The 16,631-nt window shown below is 70.3% G+C and carries 16 protein-coding genes, 1 tRNA gene and 1 pseudogene; 9 read left to right on the top strand and 9 right to left on the bottom strand.

The window, feature by feature from the left end:
• Positions 1 to 159: 159 nt before the first annotated feature.
• Positions 160 to 477, bottom strand: a complete 318-nt coding sequence (locus tag ABD993_RS20670; RefSeq protein ID WP_345420875.1) for a hypothetical protein — start codon at positions 475 to 477, stop codon at positions 160 to 162.
• Between the two features lie 23 nt (positions 478 to 500).
• On the opposite strand from ABD993_RS20670, the gene ABD993_RS20665 reads away from it, so the two are divergent.
• Positions 501 to 1,514 carry a hypothetical protein gene (locus ABD993_RS20665; protein ID WP_345420872.1) on the top strand — a complete coding sequence of 338 codons (1,014 nt, stop codon included), beginning with the start codon at positions 501 to 503 and terminating at the stop codon, positions 1,512 to 1,514.
• Here the strand turns inward: ABD993_RS20665 and ABD993_RS20660 are convergent.
• The 4 genes from ABD993_RS20660 to ABD993_RS20645 form a co-directional block, all read right to left on the bottom strand.
• Positions 1,453 to 1,908, bottom strand: coding sequence for a nuclear transport factor 2 family protein (locus ABD993_RS20660; RefSeq protein ID WP_345420869.1), 456 nt, complete (start codon positions 1,906 to 1,908; stop codon positions 1,453 to 1,455). The genes ABD993_RS20665 and ABD993_RS20660 overlap by 62 nt on opposite strands.
• Positions 1,909 to 1,921: 13 nt before the next feature.
• Positions 1,922 to 2,428: a nuclear transport factor 2 family protein gene (locus ABD993_RS20655; protein WP_345420867.1), complete on the bottom strand. Its 507-nt coding sequence runs from the start codon at positions 2,426 to 2,428 to the stop codon at positions 1,922 to 1,924.
• Between the two features lie 61 nt (positions 2,429 to 2,489).
• Positions 2,490 to 3,461 (bottom strand): MBL fold metallo-hydrolase, encoded by a 972-nt coding sequence (locus ABD993_RS20650; RefSeq protein ID WP_345420864.1) that lies wholly within the window; start codon positions 3,459 to 3,461, stop codon positions 2,490 to 2,492.
• 377 nt (positions 3,462 to 3,838) lie between these two features.
• Complete coding sequence (locus ABD993_RS20645; protein WP_345420861.1) at positions 3,839 to 4,903, bottom strand: aldo/keto reductase; 1,065 nt, start codon at positions 4,901 to 4,903, stop codon at positions 3,839 to 3,841.
• Between the two features lie 263 nt (positions 4,904 to 5,166).
• Between ABD993_RS20645 and ABD993_RS20640 the strand changes: the two genes are divergently transcribed.
• From ABD993_RS20640 to ABD993_RS36825, 6 genes and pseudogenes are all read left to right on the top strand, one after another.
• Entirely contained in the window at positions 5,167 to 6,342 is a 1,176-nt protein-coding gene (locus tag ABD993_RS20640; protein ID WP_345420858.1) for an amidohydrolase family protein, read from the top strand.
• 282 nt (positions 6,343 to 6,624) lie between these two features.
• Positions 6,625 to 7,605, top strand: coding sequence for a sugar ABC transporter substrate-binding protein (locus ABD993_RS20635; protein WP_345420855.1), 981 nt, complete (start codon positions 6,625 to 6,627; stop codon positions 7,603 to 7,605).
• On the top strand, positions 7,602 to 8,663 hold the full coding sequence (locus tag ABD993_RS20630; RefSeq protein ID WP_345420852.1) for an ABC transporter permease: 1,062 nt from the start codon (positions 7,602 to 7,604) through the stop codon (positions 8,661 to 8,663). Before ABD993_RS20635 ends, ABD993_RS20630 begins: the two co-directional genes overlap by 4 nt.
• Positions 8,664 to 8,673: 10 nt before the next feature.
• Positions 8,674 to 9,024, top strand: a complete 351-nt coding sequence (locus ABD993_RS20625; RefSeq protein ID WP_345420849.1) for a hypothetical protein — start codon at positions 8,674 to 8,676, stop codon at positions 9,022 to 9,024.
• Between the two features lie 5 nt (positions 9,025 to 9,029).
• On the top strand, positions 9,030 to 10,589 hold the full coding sequence (locus tag ABD993_RS20620; protein WP_345420846.1) for a sugar ABC transporter ATP-binding protein: 1,560 nt from the start codon (positions 9,030 to 9,032) through the stop codon (positions 10,587 to 10,589).
• Positions 10,590 to 10,614: 25 nt separating this feature from the next.
• Positions 10,615 to 10,965 (top strand): annotated as a pseudogene (locus ABD993_RS36825) (DDE-type integrase/transposase/recombinase); the annotation flags it as partial.
• A 100-nt stretch (positions 10,966 to 11,065) separates the two neighbouring features.
• Here ABD993_RS36825 and ABD993_RS36820 read toward each other — a convergent pair.
• The 3 genes from ABD993_RS36820 to ABD993_RS20605 all read right to left on the bottom strand — a co-directional run bounded on the left by ABD993_RS36820 (position 11,066) and on the right by ABD993_RS20605 (position 12,567).
• Positions 11,066 to 11,239 (bottom strand): GntR family transcriptional regulator, encoded by a 174-nt coding sequence (locus ABD993_RS36820; protein ID WP_425569066.1) that lies wholly within the window; start codon positions 11,237 to 11,239, stop codon positions 11,066 to 11,068.
• Between the two features lie 46 nt (positions 11,240 to 11,285).
• Positions 11,286 to 12,425 carry a site-specific integrase gene (locus tag ABD993_RS20610; RefSeq protein ID WP_345420844.1) on the bottom strand — a complete coding sequence of 380 codons (1,140 nt, stop codon included), beginning with the start codon at positions 12,423 to 12,425 and terminating at the stop codon, positions 11,286 to 11,288.
• A gap of 68 nt (positions 12,426 to 12,493) precedes the next feature.
• Positions 12,494 to 12,567, bottom strand: a tRNA-Arg gene (locus tag ABD993_RS20605).
• Between the two features lie 160 nt (positions 12,568 to 12,727).
• Between ABD993_RS20605 and ABD993_RS20600 the strand changes: the two genes are divergently transcribed.
• Complete coding sequence (locus tag ABD993_RS20600; protein WP_345420842.1) at positions 12,728 to 13,522, top strand: Stp1/IreP family PP2C-type Ser/Thr phosphatase; 795 nt, start codon at positions 12,728 to 12,730, stop codon at positions 13,520 to 13,522.
• Here the strand turns inward: ABD993_RS20600 and ABD993_RS20595 are convergent.
• Positions 13,519 to 14,010, bottom strand: a complete 492-nt coding sequence (locus tag ABD993_RS20595; RefSeq protein ID WP_345420839.1) for a methyltransferase domain-containing protein — start codon at positions 14,008 to 14,010, stop codon at positions 13,519 to 13,521. The two genes, ABD993_RS20600 and ABD993_RS20595, sit on opposite strands and share 4 nt — an antisense overlap.
• Before the next feature lie 50 nt (positions 14,011 to 14,060).
• Here ABD993_RS20595 and ABD993_RS20590 point away from each other — a divergent pair, with 50 nt between their 5' ends.
• Positions 14,061 to 16,235, top strand: a complete 2,175-nt coding sequence (locus ABD993_RS20590) for a bifunctional copper resistance protein CopD/cytochrome c oxidase assembly protein (protein ID WP_345420836.1) — start codon at positions 14,061 to 14,063, stop codon at positions 16,233 to 16,235.
• Positions 16,236 to 16,631 lie beyond the last annotated feature (396 nt).

Below are 16,631 nucleotides of genomic sequence, written 5' to 3'. Positions count from 1 at the left end.
CATTCGCCTGGGCGTGTCACCCTGCCCACCGCGTCACCAACCTCCGTAAGTAGGACACCTAGGCGCTGGCGCGGCTCTGATCGCCCCAGCAGGCGCTCTACCCGCCGACGCCACCGTCACGGGTGCCCTCGGCGGCGGGGGAGAGCAGCCTCCGCCCGTTCAGGGCTTCGCGTCCGCTGCCACCTTGGACGTGACTACCTCCGCCCAACCGGCCAGCCCGGTGACAGTCGAGATTCCGGTCCCTGCGGACTCGTACAAGGACGCGGATCCGGCGAACGACGGCGCGGTGCTCGTCTGGCACAAGCACGAGCAGGAGGACTGGGAGCCCCTCAGCGGCAGGCTCGACCGCACGCGGAACGTCGTGAGCGTCGAGACGACCAAGCTGTCGAAGCTGATCCCGTGGTTCCCGTCGCTGGGAGGCCTGGGCGACCAGCTGAATGACATCGCCAACGGCTTCTTCGGCGGCGTGAACTTCACGACCGAGCAGCCGACGTGTGCCGGTGACATCTACGGCAAAGCAGTCGGACTACACCGTCAAGTCGTCGACGACAGACGTCGTGCGCTGGTGCGTCGGTCAGGACGGCGGGAAGGTGCGGCTGAAGGTTGTGCTCAACCGGCGATATCCGGAGCTGGCCTCGATGAGCTCCAACCTGTCGGTCGAGTCCAACACTGTGGGAGAGATCGGTGCGCCCCTGACGGCGCAGCTTGCCACCACGACCTTCGACCGCGGCAGGATCACGCTCGTCCCGGGCGGGACGGCCGTCCTGAACGTCGACCTGCAGCCGGGAGAGACTGCGCGCTTTCATACCGAGTACGACGGCTTCGCCCAGTCGCTCATCCAGCTGCAGCTGGGGCTTGAGCTGACGGAGAAGATCGTCGAGATCGTCTATGGCAAGGGAGCGTCAGGCTTCGGTGAAATGACGCCTGAGTGCATGAGCAAGATCGTCGACGTAGCCACGAACGCGGATGACTCCGAGCGGGTCGGCTCGATGCTCGAAACTTGCGTAAACCCGGAGACCATGCTGGAGGGGCTGACGGGGAGGGCCGTCGAGTTCGCCCAGAACTTCGTCGTCCCGCTCCTGAAGACGTCAGCCTTCGTCCATGCGTCGGCCAACGCCTTCGCGGACATCGTGCGGGGGAAGGATAAGTACGACATCGTCATCGCCCGCGCGAAGACGGCTAGCGACACGGGTACTGCTGGTCCGGGTTCGTCTGCCTACCCAGCCGGTCAGTGGTCCGGTCGCAGTCGCACACTCCAGCTCGCCGCGGACGGCACGGGCTCGGCGATGTACCTCGTCCATGGACCGACGGGTGGTTGCACGAGCGGATCCGGGAGCAAGGACCCCTGCTACTTCAACGTGCAGTTCAAGCTCAACGGCGGCAGCGACCCGAACGAGCAGCGAGGGCTGACGGGACGGTCGTCCCCTCAGCCCTCGCTGTCTCCGGAGGTGGTCAGGCCGGGTCGGGCCGCGTCACCTCGGCCACGTGCACCGGGTCGTGGTAGTACACGGTGAACTCACGGATCAGCCCGTCCTCGAAGGTGAGGAAGTGGCCGACCATCGTGTCCAGTCGTTTGCCCGTCACCACGCTGGTCGCCTGCATCCGCATCTGTATCGCCAGCCCCGTCTCGCCCTCGAAGTACTGGATGTCGCTCAGCTCGAGGCTCGACCAGGTCTGCGTGAACCGGGCGAAGAACCGTCGGAGGCCCTCCGCGCCGTGCCAGTCCCCCGCGTACGGGACCGTAGGGCCCTGGCGGCCGACCACGTCGGGGTGCAGGTGCGAGGCCATCTCGCCGAAGTCCGCGCCGGCCTTGGCGCCGCCGGCCGCGACATAGCGTTGCTCCGCCTCGTAGAAGCTGGCGAGGACGTCGGCGAAACCCGATGACGTCGCTCCTGCCGTCGTACCCACGGGTGGGCTCCTCTCAGTCGGCCTGCACGGTGCGGTCGAAGATGCTCTGGTTGCCGCGCTGCCAGTGGCAGAACTGCTCCACCGAGGAGATGCGCCAGGAGTCGTCGCCCCGGACCAGCTGGTACTCGTAGTACCCCACCTGCTGGTGGAACTCCCCGTCCGGCTCGCCCCGCAGGTAGTGCGTGGCGTTCAGCGTCGAGCACACCACGGCGGTGTCGCCGTCGATGGCCACCTGGTGGTTGGCGCTGATGTGCTGGGTGGCCGTGTACGTCTCGAACACCCGCCGCATCACCCCCACCAGCGTCTCCCGCTTCATCCGGATCCAGCGGCCGGTCCGGATCGTGTTGACGTCGACCTGGTCGGCGAAGCAGCCGGAGAAGTCAGCCCATCTGCGGCGGTCGATGGCCACCGCGAACCGGCACACGACCTCCACGATCGCCGTCCGGTCCTGCAGGGCGGCCAACTGCTCGCGGATCGACTGCTCGGGCACGGCGAACTCCTCTTCGTTCCCGGTCGGCATGACGCGACCCTCTCCGCCGATGCGTGATGGTCGGAGACTCGCTCATGGGTCTGTCGAGTGCTCAGGCCTCGGTCGCGGCCTTCTCGACGAGGCGGAAGCCTTCGCCGTCCTCGACGATGAACCCCGCGGTGAGCCCCGCGAAGTGGGTGCCCAAGAAGAGCACGTCGGTCCCGACGTACGCCTCCAGTGCTGCGCGCCGGCTTCTCGAGGATGCGACCGGGTCCCAGTCGCCCTGGGAGCTCCACTCGGGCCGGGCGATCTGGATCGGGTGGTGGAAGGCGTCGCCCGTCACGAAGGCCGCCGCGCCGTCCGACTCGAGCCGGACGCTGTGATGGAAGGCGGTGTGCCCCGGCGTCGACACGTACCGGACCCCGGGCAGGACCTCGCCGTCGATCGGCACGAGCTCCAGCAGGCCGGCGTCGACGACGGGCTGGAAGGACTCCTCCTGGATCAGCCGGGTCTGGTCCGACAACGCCGACACGTCGGGACGGAAGGCCCTGTCGATGAGGTCGACCTCATCGGCGCCCTCCGTCGTACCGGCAGCCGCGGGCTCCGGGGCCTCCACGATCTGCCCGAGGTGACGCTCGTACTCGTCGCGCACCATGACGAGCCGGGCGTTCGGGAAGGTCGGCACCCACTGCCCTGCCTCGTCGCGCATGCTGAACCAGCCGACGTGGTCGAGGTGGGCGTGGGTGCACAGGATGACGTCGACGTCGCCACGGCCGTACCCGGCTGCGGCGAGCCGCTCCAGGAACGGGCTGTCGAGGTTGCTCCAGATCGGCTGCATGGGATAGCTCTTGCCGTTGCCGCAACCCGCGTCGACGAGGATGACGTGCTCACCCGTGTCGATGACGAAGCAGTGCATATCCGCGAGGATCTGGCCCGACTCGTTGAGGTAGTCCGGATAGAGCCAGTCGATCTCGTGCCGCGTGTCCGGCGTCAGCTGTGCGATGAGCCCGTCGAGCAGTCCCACCTCGATGGGAAACTCGAGGACCTTGGTGATCTTGAATCTCCCGACCTGCCAGGTCTGCATGGTGCGTCCTTCGACTCTGTGCTGACTGATCGTCGCGCGCCTGCCCGGAGCCAGTAGATCGCGCGACGGCTGCCGCGGCAATGCGGAGGTCGACCTCCACGTCGACGAGTGAGCGACCGTCCGCGAAGGCGACTGATTCCGAAAGCCGGACAACAGACTGCGACCGCAGGGCGGGGGTGGTCGAGTAGATTCCGACACGCAGAACGCACGGCCCACTTGTGCGTTCCCGGAGCAGATCGAGACGTCCGCGCGTGCCGCCGGCGTCGAGGACGTCACGGCGGCGCCGAGGTTCTCCGAGCCGGACGACCAGGCCGTGGCGGCGCATCGACTGGCAGCACCACAGCCCAGGGCGGTACAGCCGAACTCGACAGCTCGCGTCAGAGGCTCCGGCGGATCGGTGGGGGAGCGAGGTCGGAGAACCCGGGATCGCGGTGGTACAGGTACGCCGGGTAGCCGGGCATCGTCGTGCTCGCGGCATCGAGCCGCCCGACCTGCTCGGCGGTCAGGTCCCAGCCGAGCGCACCGAGGTTGTGCTCCAGCTGCTGCTCGTCGTCGGCGCCGAAGACCACGGAGGCGACGGTGGGCCTCTGCAGGACCCAGTTCAGGGCCACCTGGGCGACGCTGCGGCCGGTCTCGGCGACGAGCTCGTCGAGGACGTCGACCACTTCGTCGAGCACGGTGCGGTCGACTGGCGGGCCGATCGCACCAAGCCGCGCCACCCGGGTGCCCGGCCGCGGATCGACGCCCCGGCGCACCTCGCCGGCGAGCCAACCCCCGGCAAGCGGGCTCCAGACCACCGCCCCCAGGCCCTGATCCAGGCCGAGTGGAAGTAGTTCGAGCTCGTAGTCTCGACCGACCAGCGAGTAGTAGACCTGCTGGCACACGAAGCGGGTCAGGCCGTGCGCCTCGGCCGCGGCGAGGGACTTCATGAGCTGCCACGCCGCGAAGTTCGACGCTCCGATGTAGCGCACCTTGCCCGAGGCGACCAGCGAGTCCAGGGTGCGGAGCGTCTCCTCGAGCGGTGTGCCCGCGTCGAACGTGTGCAGCTGCAGGAGATCGACGCGATCCGTCCTCAACAGGCGCAGCGCCGCCTCACACCCGGCGATCAGCCGGGAGCGGCCGGTCCCGCGCCCCGTGGGACCGGGACCGGTCGGCAGCCCCATCTTGAACGACAGCAGCGCCTCGTCGCGACGCTCGTGCACGGCCTTGCCGAGGATCTCCAGTGATGCGCCGTTGCCGTAGTTGTCGGCGGTGTCGAACAGGTTCACCCCCGCGTCGAGGCAGCGACCCACCAGGCGACGGGCCTTCGCCACGTCGGTGTTGCCGAACGGCCAGTTCGGGCCGCCGCCGAACGTGCCGGTCCCGAAGGACAGTGGGGGCACGAATAGGCCGGACTCCCCGAGCCGCCGCGGGGTGATGTTCGCCGCGTGCGCAGTCGTCATGCCCTCAGCCTGCCGAGCTGCGGTGCTGCCGGTCGCCAGGTTCTGCCCGGCAGAACCACCCGGCCAACTGGTCCAGGGGCCCCGCGCGGCGCGTCCGGTACCGCTCCAGCGAGGCGAGCCGGCTCGCAGGATCGGCAGGTGGAGCAGGATCGAGTACCGCCGTGCTGCCCACGGTTCTGGCTGAAAGAACAGTCGTTGACGCCCCCTGCGCCCCAGGTGACGCTCACCAGGCTTCGAGCGCCGCCCCATGGAAGGAGCCGCAGGTGACGCAGACCAACGAGAGCTACGCGTCGATGTGCGATGTGACCGACGAGCAGGAGCACCAGTTCCCCCAGCACCGTGAGGTCCCCACCTCCCGGGCCGATCTGCCCGCCGGCACCGTCCTCGCCTCGGCCGACAGCCACCTGTTGGAGCCGGCTGACTGGCGCGACCGCATGCCCGCGAAGTTCCGCGACCGTGCCCCGCGTGCCTGGCTCGACGACAACGCTCTGATGCACTACTCGTACGACGGGCTCGAGGTCGTCGACCACTTCGGCGCCTGCGTCTCGACCGGCCGCGAGGGGATCGGCGACGTCGATGCCCGCATCGCCGACATGGACGCCGAGGGCATCGCCAAGGACATCCTGTTCCCGCAGTTCTCGTTCGCGATCCTGAACGGGCTCAGCGCGGCGCACTCCGAGGCGCCCATTCGCGACCCCGAGTACTCCATGGCCTACATCCGGGCCTACAACGCCTACGTCGCGGAGGTCTGCGCGCAGTACCCGGACCGGCTCTACGGCCTGGGCATCCTCAACTTCTGGGATCCGGCCTCCGCGGCCGACAACATCGCGGAGATCAAGGACCTCGGGTTGAAGGGGCTGATCCTGCCCACCAACCCGCCGTCCGTCCGGTACAACGACGAGCACACCGAGCCGCTGTGGGACGCGATCGAGGCCAGTGGCCTCCCGCTGAGCTTCCACGTCGGCGAGCGGGTCGACATGAGCGGGGCCGGCACCCTGGGCACCGGCCTCATGCAGAACTTCGCGCCCTACCGCCGGCTGTGGTCGCTGCTCACCTTCTCCGGCATCCTGGAGCGCCACCCGGAGATGAAGGTCGTGTTCACCGAGGGGCAGCTGCACTGGATCCCCGGGACGCTGCAGGACGCCGACATCTTCTCCAGCACATTCGCGTCGCTCTACGAGCCGAAGCTGGCCCATCCGCCGAGCCACTACTTCTTCCAGAACTGCTACGCGACCTTCCAGGAGGACCCGGTCGGGCTGCGGATGCTGGGCGACATCGGGGCGGACCGGGTCATGTGGTCGACCGACTACCCGCACAGCGAGTCCGTGCTCGGCCGATGCCAGGAAGCGGCGCTGGCGGTCGCGCAGGTGACCTCGGACAGCGACGCCAGGGCGGTCCTCGGCGGCAACACGATCAAGCTCTGGGGGCTCGACGACTGAGCCCCTGTGAGCCCCTGGAGGGCGGCACCCCCGACCCAGGCTCCGTCTCTCGCGGAGCCCACCACCCGGTCCGGTAGAGGACCGGTGGATTTCGCCCGAGCTCATGGAGGAGACGGCGTGAGGATGAAGTGGAATTCAGGGCGCCCGAAGGCGTGGCGGGCCCGATCGGTGGCTGCCGCCACCGTGGGTCTCGCACTGGCCCTGACGGGATGCTCGACCGGGACGAGTGGGGGCGGTTCCGGTGCGGCGGCATCGTCGACGAACAACGTTGTGCTGGACTCGATGAAGCCCGTGACGACGTTCGTCGGGCCGACGGAGTCCTTCACGCCGGTCAAGGACAAGCACATCATGGTGTTGGTCTGCGGCAACTTCGGCAAGGCCTGCATCCGCCTCGGGGAGGGCGCGAAGCAGGCCGCCGAGTCGCTCGGTTGGCGCGTCGACATGGTCGACGGCCGGCTGGACCCGACGGTGTGGAACCGGGCGGTCAAGCAGGCGGTGGACGCCGGCATCGACGGCATCGTCTCCGTCGCGGCCGACCCCAACCTGATGGGCGAGGCCATGGCGGCGGTGAACGCGAAGCACGTGCCGTTCGTGATGATCTCGCAGAGTCCCAAGCCCGGTGACGTGCCCGGGGTGCGGAGCTGGATCCGACCGGACGCCGTCAAGGGCGGTACCGACGTCGGGACGTGGATTGCGGCCGACTCGGGCGACAAGGGCAGCGCGCTGCTCATCGACCTGCCCGACTACGCCGACATCATGAAGCGCAACGACGCCATCGCCGACACGCTGACGAAGACCTGCCAGGAGTGCACCGTCCATCGGGTCACGGGCTCCAGCCAGACCGTCGGGACGAGCCTCGCCCCGCTGGTGACCTCGCAGCTGCAGCAGCACCCGGACGTCAACTACGTCTGGTCGCCCGACGACGCCGTCAGCAATTTCGTCGCCCAGGGCATCCAGCAGGCCGGCAAGTCGGCCACCGTGAAGCTCGTGTCGGGCGCGGGCGAGCCGGAGGCGCTGGCCAAGATCAAGGCCGGCACGCATGCCGCGGACCTCGCCAGCCCCAACAACTTCATGGGCTGGCTCGCCGGTGATGCCCTGATCCGCGCGATTTCCGGTGTGCCGGTGCAGGACGTGTGGGACGTCCCGCAGCGCTTCTTCTCGGCGGTGAACATCAACGACGGCGGGCCCGACCTGACCGAAGTGGGATGGAACGTGGAATTCGACTACCGCGACCAGCTCAAGAAGATGTGGGGCCTGACGTGAACTCCGGCGAGCAGGGGAGCGGGGGGGTCGCGGAGGCGAGCGCCCCGGCCGCCGGCACACCTGCGGTCACATCGGTCGCGACCTCGAGCCCGAAGCGGTGGAGGGGCCCCGCTGTCGCCGAGGTCCTGTCGCGGTACTCGCTGATCGTCGTCCTGGCGGCCCTTTGGCTGCTCTTCAGCCTGTGGAACCCGCAGGTCTTCGCCACGACCGCGAACCTGCAGACGATCCTGCTCGTGCAGGCGTCGGTGGCGTTGATCGCACTGGCGGTCATGGTTCCGCTCGTCGCGGGGCACTTCGACCTGTCGTCGGGCTTCCAGTTCGGCCTGGCGCAGAGCCTCTGCGCGATCCTGGTGATCCAGAAGGGGTGGAACCCGCTGCTCGCCATCCTTGCTGTGCTCGGCGTCGGAGGCCTGATCGGCCTGGTGAACGGTCAGCTGATCACCCGGCTGAACCTGCCGTCGTTCACCACGACGTTGGGCACCGGGCTGGTGATCCTGGGATTGAGCGAGTTCCTCACCGACAACCAGGTGATCGCCGGGGCGGCCCCCGACTGGTTCCTGGCATTGGGGCGGGGGAGCCTGGCCGGGATCCCGCTGCCGTTCCTGTACCTGGCGCTCATCGGGATCGCGCTGTTCGTGATGCTCGAGCTGGCCGTATGGGGCCGGCGCGCGTACGCCGTCGGGGCGAACCCAGTGGCCGCGCGGCTGTCCGGCATCGCCGTGGACAAGCTGGTCCGCCAGTCGTTCGTCATCACCGGGCTGCTGTGCGCGCTTGCGGGCTGCATCTCGGTGACGAGCCTGGGCGGGTCGTCCCCTGTGATCGGGTTCGGGTCGCTGCTGCCTGCCTTCGCCGGTGCCTTTCTCGGCGCGACGTGCATCCGGCCCGGCCGGTACAACGTCGCCGGCACCGTGATCGCGGTCTACGTGATCGGCGTCGGGATCATCGGCCTGCAGCAGAACGGCGCCAACGTCTACGTCCAGGACCTGTTCAACGGCGGTGCCCTGCTCGTCGCGGTCATCGTCGCCACGCTGGCGCGTCGGCGCCGAACTGCGAGCTGAGGCGCCGGGCATGGCACTGGTCATCGGCGTCGACATGGGCGGGGTCGACCCGGACGCCACCCACGCGCTGCGCGACCGCATTCGCGCGCAGCGCCGTGAGAGGTCCCGCCACGACGGCACGGCGCCCACGCCGGACGTCACGGGCGCCCGGTGGATCGACGACGACCTCGCCCGGTACGACGGCCCGTCGACGCCGGCGGGCCCCCAGATCACCTCTGAGACGGAGACCTACGTGGACGATCCCCTAGCGTTCGGGCGGCTGTGCCGCCCCGGCGGCTGGACAGCCGTCTACTCCGGTGTGGTCCCGGCGGGGCATCCCGAGCGCACCGCCCGCGTCGCTGCGCTGCCGGCCGGGCGGTGATCGCCGTGCCGACGCCGTCGAGCCGGGTGGCTCCCGCACTGAGCTTCGTCAACGTGACCAAGAGCTTCGGCCCCGCGAAGGTGCTGCGAGGCGTGTCCTTCGACGTCGAGCCCGGCGAGATCCACGGGCTGCTGGGCACCAACGGGGCCGGCAAGTCCACGCTGATCAAGATCCTGGCCGGCATCTACCAGCAAGACGCAGGCGGCCACATAGCCGTCCACGGGGACGAGCTCGCGGCGGGCCACGATCCCGCCGCCGCGCAGGCCGCGGGCATCGCGTTCGTCCACCAGGACCTCGGCCTCGTCGAGGACCTCAGCGTGGCGGACAACGTCGGGTTGCACATCGGGTTCGAGAAGCGGTTCGGGCTGATCAACAGCCGCGACACGGCCGCGACCGTGGCCCGGGTGTTGGAGAAGGTGGGGGCCGGCTTCGCCCCGGACCGGCTGGTGAACTCGCTGTCGCGCGACGAGCAGGTCCTCGTCGCACTGGCGCGGGCACTCGCCCTCGACCCCAAGATCGTCGTGCTCGACGAGGTCAGCGCGAGCCTGCCGGGCCCCGAGATGCAGCGACTCGCCACCTCCCTGCGGGCGATGCGGCGTACCGGCGTTGCGTTCATCTACGTCACCCACCGACTCGACGAGCTGGAGAACCTGGTCGACCGGGTGACCGTGCTGCGAGACGGGGTACGGGTGGTGACCTCGCCCGTGGCCGAGCTGAGCCACGCGGAGCTGGTCCGGTACATCGTCGGCACGGAGCCGATCACCGCGCACCCGCAGCCGCTCCCGCGCCTCGCCGACGCCGCGGCGGCGGAGTCACCGCACCTGGTGGTGCAGGAGCTGATGACCGCGACCCTCCCGCAGCCGATCTCGTTCGAGGTCCGGGCGGGGGAGGTGCTGGGCGTGTGTGGGCTGGTGGGCAGCGGCACCCGGGAACTGGCGCAGGTGCTGGCCGGCAACGAGCAGCCCACCGGCGGGTCGGCGACCCTCAAGGGTGCCCCGCTGCGGCTCGGCAGGCCCGAGAGCCTGGCCCGCAGCCGGGTCGCGGTCGTCCCCGGCGACCGCCAGCGCGAGGGCATGATCACCGGACTCGGGATCCGCGAGAACCTGTTGCCGACGCGTCGTGACTTCGGGGCCTGGACTCGGCTGGGCTTCCGCATGCCGCGCCAGGAGACGCGAGCCGTCCGCGAGGTCGCCGAGGTCTTCGCCGTCGTGCCGCGGGACCGAGCGGACCGCGACGTCTCCGAGCTCAGTGGCGGCAACCAGCAGAAGCTCGTCTTCGCCCGTGCGCTCGCCGACCGGCCGGACGTCGCGGTGCTGGAGGACCCGACCGCCGGGGTCGACGTCGGCTCGCGGGCCGTGCTGTACCGGCTCATGCACGAGTCCGCGCAGGCCGGCACCGCCGTCGTCCTGGTGAGCACCGACTTCGAGGAGGTGGCGGCGCAATCGCACCGCGTGCTGGTGATGTCGCACGGCCGGGTCGTCGCCGAGTTCTCCGACGCAGAGCAGCTCAACGCCGACATGCTCGCCGAGGCGAGTTACGCGGGCGCCCACGTCGGATCGGCCTGACCAGCGGGACTTTGCGCTACCCCGAGTGAAGCGCCCCGGGTGTGGTGGAGGCTCTGATCCCCGGGCAGCCGGTGATCACCACCCGCCCCGACAAGCAGGCGGGCCGGGCGCCGGATCGGTGGATCGGGACTTCACCGCGGCGCGCCCGAACCAGCTCCGGGTAGTGGACATGACCTGCGTCCCGACATGGTCCGGGACGGTGTTCACCGCGTTCGTGTCCGATGTGTACTCACGCCGGGTCGTCGGGTGGCGCTGCGCGTCCCCGATGCCCACCGAGCTTCCGCTCGACGCCCCGGAGATGGCGCTGTGGACCCGAGAACGTGCAGGCCAGACCACAGACGGGCGGCTCGACGGGCTCATCCATCACTCGGATGTCGGCAGTCGGGGTGTAGTCATCCAAAGGTCGCGACATCGTTTCGCCGTGTCAATGTGGGGGGCCGCGAGTACCCAACCTCCTGAGGCGGACCCGGGGCTGCTCAGCCCCGGGCTGTCACCGTCGTCGGCCGACCTCGTCCGCCGAGCTCGACATGGCCGTGCTGGCCGAGCAGCGCGACCGCCCGATGAGCAGTTCCGACCGAGACCGAGTAACGGGCAGCGAGCTGTTTCGTCGTGGGGAGGGCGGCGCCGGCAGCAAGGAGGCCTGCACGGATCGCTCCTTCGAGATCGTTGTCGATGCGCTCGTACGGGCCCGCGGGCTCAGGTTTCGGAACGTCGACCTCGCTCAGGCGGGTTGGGGTGTCGAGCGAAGCAGGAAGGGCCAGGCGCCCGTTGAGAGTCTTGGTCGGCTTCGGCGACCCACGCGCTGTAGACCCGCAGCGTCGTCGTGCCGCCTCCGCTGTGGCCCAGTCGGCTCGCCACGGTCCGGACGTCGACCAGTCGTTGTCCCGCAAGGTTGTGCCGAGTAGGCCCCGCCGTTCGCTCCGCTTCTGCGCGGTAGGCGGCGAGGAGCGCAAGTGTCTGCGCATCGAGGACGATCCGCCACCGCTGGTGGGTCTTGGTGTCCTTCTCCCAGACTCGCGTGTTGACCTGGGCGATGTTGCTCCGGATGTCGAGCACGCCGGTGTCGAAGTCGAGGCGGTCCCAGCGCAAGGCGCAGATCTCGCCGCGTCGGGGCCCGGTGGTCATCGCGACCCACACCAGCATTCCCCAGTCCGGATCCGTGAACGCCGCGGCCACGATCTGGGCGGCCTGTCGGGGAGTGGGTGGCAGGGGATCCGGCGGCGGCTGGGGCGGAGCGTCCGCCTGCGCGATCGGGTTGACGCCGACCCATTTCCACTTCACGGCGCGGGCGAACGCTCCGTTCATCAGGACGTGGATCTGCCGGAGGTACGACGCGCCGAGCGGGCGGCACGTGTGCGTGACGCATCGGCCGTCGCAGCTGTGCTGTGCTTCGGTCCGATGGTCCGTCTTCGGATGCTCGCGCGAGTGGTGGGCTCGGCACCGGCGGAGCCGGGCATAGAAGGTGTCCAGTACCTCGCCGTCGATTCGGCCGATCCGGACCTCACCCAGGAGCGGCTTGATGTAGCGCTCGGCCATGCGCTCGTAGCCGGCTCGGGTGGTGTCCTCGACCTCGACGACGTCCAGGTACCGGTCGAGCAGCTCTGCGACCGTCGCGTTCGTCCGTGGTGCTCTGCGCTCGTCGACCTCACCGAACAGCCGAGTGCGCACCTTCTCGGCCTGCTTCTCCGCGCCGGCCCCGGCCGGGACGGTCTCGACGAGGTAATGCCGCTTCCTGGTCAGCGGATCCAGACCTGCATACACGCGCACCCGGTATGAGCCGCTGGGCAGCAGCTCGACCTCGCCGCGTGCGCGGCGGGGCTTGCGAGAGGCGGGCATGGAGCCACGGTATGCCCGCTGGCTCCATGATGTCGTGGTGGTCAGCGGCGTCGACGCGCTGACCTGCGTGCCCCCGGCAGGACTCGAACCTGCGACCTAGAGATTAGAAGGCTCTTGCTCTATCCAGCTGAGCTACGAGGGCGTGGGGCCGGTGGCCGCCGTCGGAGAGAGTAACGAATCACCTCTCGGGGCGGCTCCGGACGCACCACACTCGGGGGTCACCCGGCCGTTCCCCGACGTCACCCGGTGGTTCGGTGGTGTCCGCCCGCACGGCCTCCGGGGGTGAGATCCATACTGGGCACATGGCACTGGGACTGCGCTCCGCGATCGGCTCCGACGTGGGCCGTCGGCGCACCGCGAACGAGGACTCCGGTGCGGCCGGGGACCGCCTGCTCGTCGTCGCCGACGGGATGGGGGGACACGCCCACGGTGAGCTCGCCAGCGCCCTGACGGTCGCGGCGATGCTCGAGATGGACGAGCGGCTCCCCGCCGACACGTCCGAGCTCGACCTGCTCGCGGAGCTGACCGCCGCCGTGGACGACGCCTCGGCCAAGCTGGCGGCCCACGCCCAGCAGGAGCCGGACACCCAGGGGATGGGGACCACGGTCGTCGCGCTGCTGTTCGACGGGGAGCGACTCGCGCTGGCGCACGTGGGGGACTCGCGCATCTACCTGTGCCGCGGCGGCACGCTGACCCAGATCACGCACGACCACACGATGGTCCAGCAGCTCGTCGACGAGGGGCAGATCACGCCGGAGGAGGCGCTGGTCCATCCCCGTCGCTCGGTGCTGATGCGCGCGCTGAGCACCGACCACCCGGTCGAGGCCGATCTGGCGTTCCTCGATCTGCAGCCGGGGGACCGCTACCTGCTGTGCTCGGACGGCGTCACCGCAGTGCTGCCGGACCAGGCGATCCTCGACCTCATGGCGGCGCCGACCGGGCCGGAGGTGGTCGTCGAGAAGCTGATCACCTTCGCCAACGAGGGCGGCGGACCGGACAACATCACCGCCGTCGTGGCCGACGTGGTCGACGCGGCCGACGTCGTCTCCCAGCCCGTCCGCCTGGTGGGTGCGGCCGCCGAGGTGCAGATCCCCTAACGGCGGGCGACGAGCCTGCGGAACCCCACCGGCAGCGGGCGGGCACTCCGCCGGGGGCGGATCCCCGTCGTCGGCCAGGCCGCGACCGCGACCAGGTCCGCGGGATCGGGATCGGGCACCCGGAAGACCGCGCGGGTGTCACCGAGCAGTGCGAAGTCCGCCGCCGCGAGCAACCAGGCCGGGTGTTCCACTGCGGTCCTGCAGGGCCAGCCCGCCAGCAGGTCCCGCCGCCGGACGCCGTCTCGCAGCTCGGCCGGCGACCGTCCGGGAGACGGCACGACGACCACCAGGCTCCCCGCGGGCCGCAGGATCCGACGCACCTCGTCGAACAGCTCCTCCGGGCGCTCCACCAGCGGGAGGACCCGATCCAGCACGACGGCGTCGGCGGTCTCCGACGGCAGCGCACGGGACTCCGGGGTGAGCCGGACCGTGCGGCCGGTGCGCGGCACGGCGAGCGACACCCACTCGCGCAGCCCCGGGATCGTCACGACGGGAGTGTGGCATCGGACCCGGTCCGTCACGGGCTTAGCCTGGGGTCATGGCCCCGACGTCCGCCGAGCCCCGCCCCGCCGACCAGGCCCACCGGCCGCCGTCGGGGGTCGGGGGTCTCGTCGGCCTGGGGGCGGCCGTCGCGGTGCTCGTGGCGGGGGGACTCACCGCGCTGACGGGATCCCACCCGGTGCAGAACCTCGGCCTGCCGGACCCGGGCACGCTCACCGAGATCGGGCTGCCCGCCGTCCGCGCGGCGGCCGAGGTGTCGGCGGTGCTGGCGATCGGGTTCCTGCTGCTGGCCGCGTTCCTCGTGCCGCCGCAGCGGACGGGCTACCTGGACGTCGCGGGGTACCGCGGGGTCCGCGCCGCGTCCTGGGCCTCCGCGTCCTGGGCGGGGTGCGCGCTGCTGCTGGTCCCGCTCAGCGCGGCGGACGCGCTCGGCCGACCGGTCGGGCAGGTGCTGGACCCGAGCCTGCTGCTGACGGTCATCCCGCAGCTGGCGGATGCGTTGTCCTGGCTGCTGACGGCCATCGTCGCGTTGCTCGTGCTGGTCGCCACGCGGGTGGTGCTGACCTGGGGCTGGACCGTCGTCGCGTTCGGGTTGGCGATGGCCGGGCCGCTGCCGGTGGCCCTGACCGGGCACTCCGCGGCGGGCGGGGCGCACGACGTCGCGACGAACAGTCTGGTCCTGCACGTCCTGGCCGCCTCGGTGTGGGTCGGGGGGCTGGTCGCGGTGGTGTCCCTGGCGGCGTCGCGGCCGGAGGGCCCGATCCTGGGCCCCGCCGTCCGCCGGTTCTCCCGGGTGGCGCTGTGGTGCTGGGTCGTGCTGGCCGCCACGGGGGTGCTCAACGCGCTGATCCGTGTGCCGTTGGCGGACCTCGTCGGCACCACCTACGGGGCGCTGCTGCTCGGCAAGACGGTCGCGCTGCTCGCGCTGGGCGGACTCGGGGCGCTGCACCGCAGGCACACCGTCGACGCCGCGGGTCGGGGGGAGCGCCGGGCCCTGCTGCGCCTCGGGGCCGTCGAGGTCCTGCTCATGCTGGGGACGATCGGGCTCGCCGTCGCGCTGGGCCGCACGGCTCCGCCCGCCACCGGCTCCGCCCCGCCGTCGCGGACGGAGGTGGTGATCGGCTACGACCTCGACGGCCCGCCGACACTGGCCCGGCTGGCCTTCGACTGGCGGTTCGACCTCATCTTCGGCACCGCCGCCGTCCTGCTGGCGGTCGTGTACCTGCGCGGGGTGCGCAGGCTGCGCAGGCGGGGGGACGTGTGGCAGCACGGGCGCACCGCCGCCTGGCTGCTCGGCTGCGTGGTCCTGCTGGTGGCGACGAGCTCGGGTGTCGGCAAGTACGCCCCCGCCATGTTCAGCGTGCACATGGCCTCGCACATGATGCTGGCGATGATGGTGCCGATCCTGTTCGTGCTCGGCGCCCCGGTCACCCTCGCGCTGCGGGCGCTCCCGGTGGCGGGCAAGGGGAACCCACCGGGGCCGCGGGAATGGGTGCTGGCCGCCGTGCACTCGCCGGTGGCGCGGTTCGTGACCCATCCGCTGTTCTCGCTGCCGGTGTTCGTGGGGTCCTACTACGCCCTGTACTTCTCCGACCTCTTCGGCTGGGCGCTCACCGAGCACTGGGCGCACGTCGCGATGAACCTGCACTTCATCGCGTCGGGCCTGATCTTCTTCTGGCCGATCATCGGGATCGACCCCTCGCCCAGGCGGATGCCGCCGGTCGTGCGGCTCGCGGTCCTGTTCCTCTCGGTGCCCTTCCACGCCTTCTTCGGCGTAGCCCTGATGGGGGCGGACGAGGTGATCGGGGCGGAGTTCTACCGATCGCTGGCGCTGCCGTGGATCTCGGACCCGCTCGTCGACCAGAAGCTCGGTGGCGGGATCACGTGGGCGTCCGGGGAGGTGCCGCTGCTCGTGGTGCTCGTCGCGTTGGTCATCCAGTGGTCGCGTCTCGACGAGCGGTCGGCCCGGCGCGACGATCGCCGGGCGGACGCCGACGGGGACGCGGACCTCAAGGCGTACAACGACATGCTGCGCCGCTTGGCCCGGGGAGAGGGGCCGTCGGGCGCGTCTTCGGGATCGTCGGAAAAATCTTCGGAGACCTCCGCGGACGACGAACGACGGTCCGAGGGCGCCTCGACGGGTGCCGCGAGACCCATCGCCGGAGACGTCGGCGCTGGTCACCCCGGCCCCGCGGAGTCCACGAGGGACTGACCGCTCGTCGCACGGGCGATCATGGGCGGGCGCCGCTGAAAAGGGATGTCTGCGCAGGTCAGACCCGGTATGAGGGGGGCGATTTGACCCCCCTCGGAGGCGGTGTGTAACTTTCTCTTCGTCGCCACGGCGAGCAGCAAGACGGATCGGGCCGGATCTCCGGAACGGGTCACGCTCACCAGCTAGGCGGCCACCTCCGCGGAAGCGAAACCTTCGGGTAGAGCCGTGCGGGCGTTGCTCGGAAGACTGGGGCTTGCCCCGGCGCTCCGAACGACGTAAGATAAGAGAGTTGCCCCGGAGTCAGTCGGCTCTGGTAGGCTCTCACAGAACGACAAATGCCCCGGACGTTCTCCGACAGGAGAGCCATGGTGTGCGGGTGTCTTTTGAGAACTCAAC

Origin of the sequence: Pseudonocardia xishanensis, assembly GCF_039541715.1 — a bacterium.
GTDB lineage: Bacteria > Actinomycetota > Actinomycetes > Mycobacteriales > Pseudonocardiaceae > Pseudonocardia > Pseudonocardia xishanensis.
The sequence above is the reverse complement of the archived record's forward strand: the minus strand, read 5'-3'. Positions and strand labels throughout refer to the sequence as shown.